At 27.8% G+C, this 6384-nt stretch carries 9 protein-coding genes; 8 read left to right on the forward strand and 1 reads right to left on the reverse strand.

The features are described from left to right. Positions 1 to 98: 98 nt before the first annotated feature. On the forward strand, positions 99 to 725 hold the full coding sequence (locus Q0352_RS03180; protein WP_299523507.1) for a Crp/Fnr family transcriptional regulator: 627 nt from the start codon (positions 99 to 101) through the stop codon (positions 723 to 725). Between the two features lie 73 nt (positions 726 to 798). Then, the gene (locus tag Q0352_RS03185; protein WP_299523510.1) at positions 799 to 1008 is read left to right on the forward strand and encodes a DUF2892 domain-containing protein; all 210 of its coding nucleotides are present in this window, start codon (positions 799 to 801) and stop codon (positions 1006 to 1008) included. Between the two features lie 76 nt (positions 1009 to 1084). On the opposite strand, the gene Q0352_RS03190 is transcribed toward Q0352_RS03185, so the two are convergent. After that, positions 1085 to 2203, reverse strand: coding sequence for a LytTR family transcriptional regulator DNA-binding domain-containing protein (locus Q0352_RS03190; protein ID WP_299523513.1), 1119 nt, complete (start codon positions 2201 to 2203; stop codon positions 1085 to 1087). A 294-nt stretch (positions 2204 to 2497) separates the two neighbouring features. On the opposite strand from Q0352_RS03190, the gene Q0352_RS03195 reads away from it, so the two are divergent. From Q0352_RS03195 to Q0352_RS03220, 6 genes are all read left to right on the forward strand, one after another. Beyond that, on the forward strand, positions 2498 to 2938 hold the full coding sequence (locus Q0352_RS03195) for a hypothetical protein (protein ID WP_299523516.1): 441 nt from the start codon (positions 2498 to 2500) through the stop codon (positions 2936 to 2938). Continuing rightward, on the forward strand, positions 2935 to 3477 hold the full coding sequence (locus tag Q0352_RS03200) for a YceI family protein (RefSeq protein WP_299523519.1): 543 nt from the start codon (positions 2935 to 2937) through the stop codon (positions 3475 to 3477). Before Q0352_RS03195 ends, Q0352_RS03200 begins: the two co-directional genes overlap by 4 nt. 37 nt (positions 3478 to 3514) lie before the next feature. Beyond that, positions 3515 to 4411 carry a DUF5777 family beta-barrel protein gene (locus tag Q0352_RS03205; protein WP_299523522.1) on the forward strand — a complete coding sequence of 299 codons (897 nt, stop codon included), beginning with the start codon at positions 3515 to 3517 and terminating at the stop codon, positions 4409 to 4411. A gap of 31 nt (positions 4412 to 4442) precedes the next feature. Beyond that, positions 4443 to 4790 carry a cytochrome c gene (locus Q0352_RS03210; protein WP_299523525.1) on the forward strand — a complete coding sequence of 116 codons (348 nt, stop codon included), beginning with the start codon at positions 4443 to 4445 and terminating at the stop codon, positions 4788 to 4790. An 80-nt stretch (positions 4791 to 4870) separates the two neighbouring features. Then, on the forward strand, positions 4871 to 5329 hold the full coding sequence (locus Q0352_RS03215; protein WP_299523528.1) for a hypothetical protein: 459 nt from the start codon (positions 4871 to 4873) through the stop codon (positions 5327 to 5329). Between the two features lie 48 nt (positions 5330 to 5377). Continuing rightward, the gene (locus Q0352_RS03220; protein ID WP_299523531.1) at positions 5378 to 6247 is read left to right on the forward strand and encodes a cation diffusion facilitator family transporter; all 870 of its coding nucleotides are present in this window, start codon (positions 5378 to 5380) and stop codon (positions 6245 to 6247) included. The last annotated feature ends 137 nt before the right edge of the window (positions 6248 to 6384 follow it).

The following is a 6384-nucleotide window of genomic DNA, read 5'->3' on the forward strand; positions in this document are numbered from 1 at the left end:
CGATTTGCTACGTCCGAAAAATCTCCGATTTCTCAGTCGCACAAATCTTATAAAAATCCGTTGTGTGCAACCCGATAAAAACACAAAAATTCTAAAAAATGGAGCTTACTAAAAGAATATTATCTTTTTTAAAACCTGATTTGGTTGATAAGATTCTGAATGAATCGACTATTAAGGAATTCCCAAAAGGAACAGAAATCCTTAGAGAAGAGCAATATATTAGCGTAGTTCCAATTGTGCTTAATGGATTGGTTAAAGTGTATTCACGTTTTGATGAAAAGGAATTACTGCTATACTATATTGAGCCATCTCAGAGCTGTGTAATGACTTTCTACGCTGCTTTAAAAAATACACCTAGCAAAGTAATTGCAACTACCGAAGAAGATTCCAAAATACTGTTGATTCCAATAAAATATTTACCAAAGTGGCTGAAAGAATATCCTGATTTTAATGAATTGTTTTACAATCAATATAACCTCAGATATTCAGAACTTATAGATACAATTGGACATTTGTTATTAGATAAAATGGATAAAAGACTTTTTGACCATTTGAAGAAAAAATCAGCACTCAATAATAATAGCTTAATTAAAATGAGTCACAGTCAAATAGCTAATGAATTAGGAACAGTTCGTGAAGTAGTGACAAGAGTTTTGAAAAAGCTAGAAACAGAAGGGAAATTGTTCCAAAGTAAGGACGGAATTGAAATTATAGGTGAGTGGTGACCGTAGTCACTGCATAGGTTATTTAATAACCATTTCTTTGTTTTAAATAATATTAACAATAAAAATTTAAAACATGAAAAAAAATATGGGAACAGCAGATAGAATTATCAGAGTGATAATTGCTGCAATCGTAGGAATTCTTTATTCCGTAGGTGTCATTTCAGGAACTTTAGGTATAGTACTTTTGATTTTAGCTGGAGTATTTGTTTTAACAAGTCTAATTAGTTTTTGTCCGTTGTATGCACCTTTTGGTATCAAAACTTGTCCACTAAAAGGTAAATAATAAAGAAATTTAGTCAAAACCCCTCATTAGCAATATTTTCAAACATAATCGCTAAATAAAAGTATAGCCTTAAGTTTTATTGATTCAGCCATTTTTTAAATTCAGCTGCTTTATTTTTACTTATAATAATTGGATTACAATACTTGGCATTAATTTTTAATTGATTATTACCGTATTTTACAATTTCTTCAATTCCTTTTACAGATATTATGTATTGTCTATTAGCTCTAAAAAAAATTGAATTATCTAAATTATTATAAAGTTCATCTAAGCTAGAATTTGAAGTGTATTTTTTTCCATCCAAGCAGGTTATAGAAGTAATTGAATTTTCAGTATTAATAAAAGCTATTTGTTCTATTTTTATTGAAATTAGTTTATTTTTTGAATATGTTAGTACTCTTTTTTTAAATTTTGAATTATCCTCATTTTCTTCTTCAATGTTAGAAAGGCTATCTATTCTATCGCTAATTTTATTTCTATAATTTGTTAGGTTTGTATTTAGTTTTGAAAGTGTTAAAACTTCACCCATTAAAAGTTGATTTTTCAACTCTAATTCCTTTTCATAATAATTACTTAAATATCTTATAAAAATTATTGAAAGTAATATTATAGAAACTCCTGTTAATAAATAAACTAAAATAAATGTAAACTTCAACTTATTAATCTTTTTATCAATATTGGTAATATTGGCATGAGCCGCAATTATCCAATCCGAATTTTTAACCGGGTATAAGTAAATTATTTCAGAACTTCTATCAGTATTAAACTCTCTAACGCCACCACCGTGTTCTTTATTTACTAACAACTGATAAAAATCTTCCGAATCTAATCCTTCATCTAATGGTCGCACATAAGATTCATTTGGGTTAACTTTTTTTCCTATTTTTTGTGGATCTGGGTGACAAATTTCTACACCAGACCAATCGAACATACAAATAAAACCGGATTCAATATTAGTTCCTTCAATACTTTTTTGAATATTATTAATTATGGTATCTCTATGCGTTCCATTTGCAATTTGATAGGTAACTAAATTTGAAAATTCTCTAGCTTCCCTTTGACTTGATTCAATTTGAATTTCTAAAAACTGGTTGGTACTAACTTTAATTAAATAATTCATATTTATATATCCAATAACAAAAACTATTATGGATATAGCAAGTAATGTGAGCAGGGATAAGGTTTGTTTTTTCAATTTAATTAAATTTTCAATGGCTTTTTTTCCGTTTTAACAGATATAATTCCGTTTCACTAAATTATTTTTTGAAAAACGATTTAACTATTTGTTATTTGTTTCAAATTTAATGAAATAACACAAATATTATTATAAAAACAGTCTTTATTTTAACCTATCATAATGAAGATGAAAGTCATACTATTATAAATTCAACCTCATTAAATTTAAAATAATTTGATGTACAATAAAGGTATTTCATTTAATATTTTATAAGTAATTCTAACAAATTGAATCATTCATATTTTCAAAATTGTGAAAAATAAAACATTTAAAATAATAAGTATTGTTGGAATTGTACTTATATTCCTTCTAGGTTATGCATTAAAGCAATATAACAAGCCTCATATTGATATAAAAAATGCAGAAGCATCAATATATACAAGTGTTCATGAAATAGTTGATGAATTTCAACAAGATGAATTTTTAGCAAATAAAAAATATACGGATAATATAATTCAATTAAAAGGCACAATTTTTGAAATTTCAATTAATGAAGGTTATAGTGTTATTACATTAAAAAGCAAAAACAATTCTTTTGGTGTTATTTGTAACATGCTTCCTGAAAATAATTTAGATGCCATAAAACATAAAAAAGGTGATGTTATAGAAATAAGGGGAGTATGTACGGGATATTTATTAGATTTAATTATGGTAAAATGTGTATTAATTAACAACTCAAATAACTTAAAATGATAAAGAATACTATTTTAATAATTACATTACTTTTTAGTATTTGTGCATTTTCACAGGGAAAATATTTGACTAAAGACGGTTACATTTCTTTCTTTTCACACTCGTTAGTTGAAGATATAAAAGCCAATAATTATCAGGTTGTAAGTATTATCGATAGTGAAACTGGTGAAATTGCTATTCAATTATTAATGAAATCTTTTATGTTTAAAAAAGCATTAATGCAAGAACATTTTAATGAAAGCTATATTGAATCTCATAAATATCCAAAGGCAATATTTAAGGGTTTTATTCTAAATTTTAATGAGTTTGAGGGCGAAAATTCTAACTTAGAAATTAAAGGAATTTTATCAATTCACGGAAAAGAAAAAGAAGTAAGTACAATTGCAAATGTTGTTATTTTAGAAAATGAAATAAACTTATCAGGTCATTTTATGGTTGAAGTTGCCGATTTTGACATTAAAATTCCAATGGTCGTTAGAAATAACATTGCTAAAATTATTAAAATTTCATTTGAACTTAATCATAAACCATATAACTAAATATATCAAGCTTTATAAATTTATAAATTCAAAACAAATGAAGAATATACTATTGGTCCTGTTTATTTTTTTAATAACAAATACTCTAATTTCTCAAAACTTAGATGCTATTTTAGAACAAGAAACATTAAGCACCACTAACATTGTAACTAGTACTTTTAATGGAACTAGAATAATGAATGGTCAATCAATTGAAACAAGGCAAAAAGGAGTATTAGAATTTTTAATACAACATAGATTTGGACAAATTAATTCTGGAGCTTATGAATTATTTGGATTAGATCAGTCAAATATTAGACTGGGTTTTGAGTATGCAATATCTAATGATTTTGCAATAGCTTTAGGGAGAAGTTCATTTGAAAAAGTTTATGATGGGTATGTGAAATATAAAATTATAAAACAAAAAACAGGTAATGAAACTGTGCCAATTAGTATTACTTTATTTACAAGTGCTACAGAAAAAACCTTAAAAAATTATGATCCTTTAGATAAACCTTCATTTAGTGATAGACTAACTTACACAAGCCAAATATTATTAGCTCGAAAATTTAATCCAAATTTTTCACTTCAAATTACACCAACTTATATTCATTTTAATACAGTTTCGGGTTCTAAAGATCCAAATGACATTTATGCTTTAGGGATTGGTACAAAAGTTAAAATCAGCAACCACATATCAATAAACGGTGAATATTATTATTCAATTAATTCTTTCGACTTTTTAAAAACAAAAAACTCATTGGGTTTAGGCATTGATATAGAAACTGGGGGTCATACTTTTCAACTAATTTTCACAAATTCAAGAGCAATGAACGAAAAGGGATTTATTGCAGAAACTACTGGTGACTTTTTTAATGGTGATATTCACTTTGGATTTAATATTTCAAGAGATTTTTACCTACATAAAGCAAAAGATGAAGAAAAACTATACTAACATATAAATTACTAATTCTAAAATCAAAATTATGAAACATTTTCTAAGATTAACCGGTTTATTTATGATGCTGTTTATTGCATCTTGTTCTTCAAATAGTGATGATGACGATATAATTGTAGATAATCCTACAAGTACAATTACCTATACAAACACTATAAATTCAATTATTAGTGGAAATTGTTTGGGTTGTCATGGAACCACACCCTCTAACGGAGCTCCAATGTCTTTATCAACTTATAATAATGTTAAAGATGCAGTTACTGGCAGAAACTTAATTGCAAGAGTAGAGAATGGTACAATGCCTCCAAATGGGAATTTAACAGCAACACAAATACAAAATTTAAAAACTTGGCAAACTAATGGTTTTCCACAATAAAAGAATAGTAACCTAAAAGGTGTAACTGAATTATCCAATATGTTAAAAAGTTGCACCTAATAAAATAAAAAATACCAATTATGAAATCATTACTTTTTAAATTCACAACCCTATTTTTCATTTCGACATTTTTTTTAATTTCGTGTTCAGATGATGATACCCCAACTAATGATGATACTCAATCTCAAGTTGAAGTAAATGTTAAGAAAGATACTTGGAAAATCACAAAATACATCGACAGTGGTGATGACGAATTGAACAATTATTCAGGATATAATTTTACATTTGGAATCAATAATGTATTAACAGCTTCAAATGGCATTAATACGTATACCGGAACCTGGAGTATTGGCGATAGGAATAGTAGTGACGATAGTTCAGATGATTTAGATTTTAATCTCTTCTTTGCTTCTCCTCCTAATTTTGAAGAATTATCTGATGACTGGCACTTTATAAGTCAAACAGCAACAAAAATTGAATTAATTGATGTGAGTGGAGGAAATGGAGGAACTGATTATTTAACTTTCGAAAAAAATTAAATATTAATATCATTTTGCTGATATTTGCAGTTCAAATTAATTATTTAAATGAGTGTAGAACAAACAGCAATACGAACAACCTACTTTAGTATAGTTGGAAATACTGCTTTAGCCTTGATAAAAGGACTAGCGGGTGTTTTTGGAAATTCTTATGCCTTAATTGCAGATGCGATTGAATCTACTACAGATATTTTTGCTTCAATTTTAGTATTGTTAGGATTTAAATATGCAAAACGACCAGCAGACGAAAACCATCCGTATGGTCACGGAAAAATTGAACCATTAATTACCTTCGGAGTAGTTGCTTTTCTTGTTGTTTCTGCTACAGTAATCGCATATGAAAGTATTCAAAACATTCAGACACCTCATAAAACACCGAAATCTTGGACTTTGATTGTGTTAGGTCTAATAATAATTTGGAAAGAAATATCTTTTCAAATTGTAATTAAGAAAAGTAAACAAACAAATAGTTCTTCACTTAAAGCAGATGCTTGGCATCACAGAAGTGACGCAATAACTTCGGTAATGGCTTTTATTGGAATTTCAATAGCAATCATATTTGGAGCGGGTTTTGAAACAGCAGATGATTGGGCGGCCTTATTTGCTTCTACTTTTATTTTATATAATAGCTACTTAATTTTAAGACCAGCTTTAGGCGAAGTTATGGACGAACAACTTTATGACCACCTAATAATTGAAATTCGAGACAAAGCAACTGAGGTACAAGGTGTTTTAGATACAGAGAAATGTTTTATCCGAAAATCTGGAATGAAATTTCACGTAGATTTACACGCAATTGTTAATTGGAAAATTTCAGTAAAAGAAGGTCACGAAATCGCTCATTGTTTAAAAGACTATTTACGACAAGAAATACCGAGTTTAGGACACGTATTAATTCATATAGAACCGAATGAATAAAAAAGGGCAGCACACAACACTGCATATAGCAAATTGCTTAATTCTTGTAAATAGGAAAATTTTAGTACATTTAAACTAATTAACAAACATTGGAAAATTACGGTTTCAAACCCGCAACTTGCCATATTCAAACTCGT

Origin of the sequence: uncultured Lutibacter sp., from assembly GCF_937891065.1 — a bacterium.
Classification (GTDB): Bacteria; Bacteroidota; Bacteroidia; order Flavobacteriales; family Flavobacteriaceae; genus Lutibacter.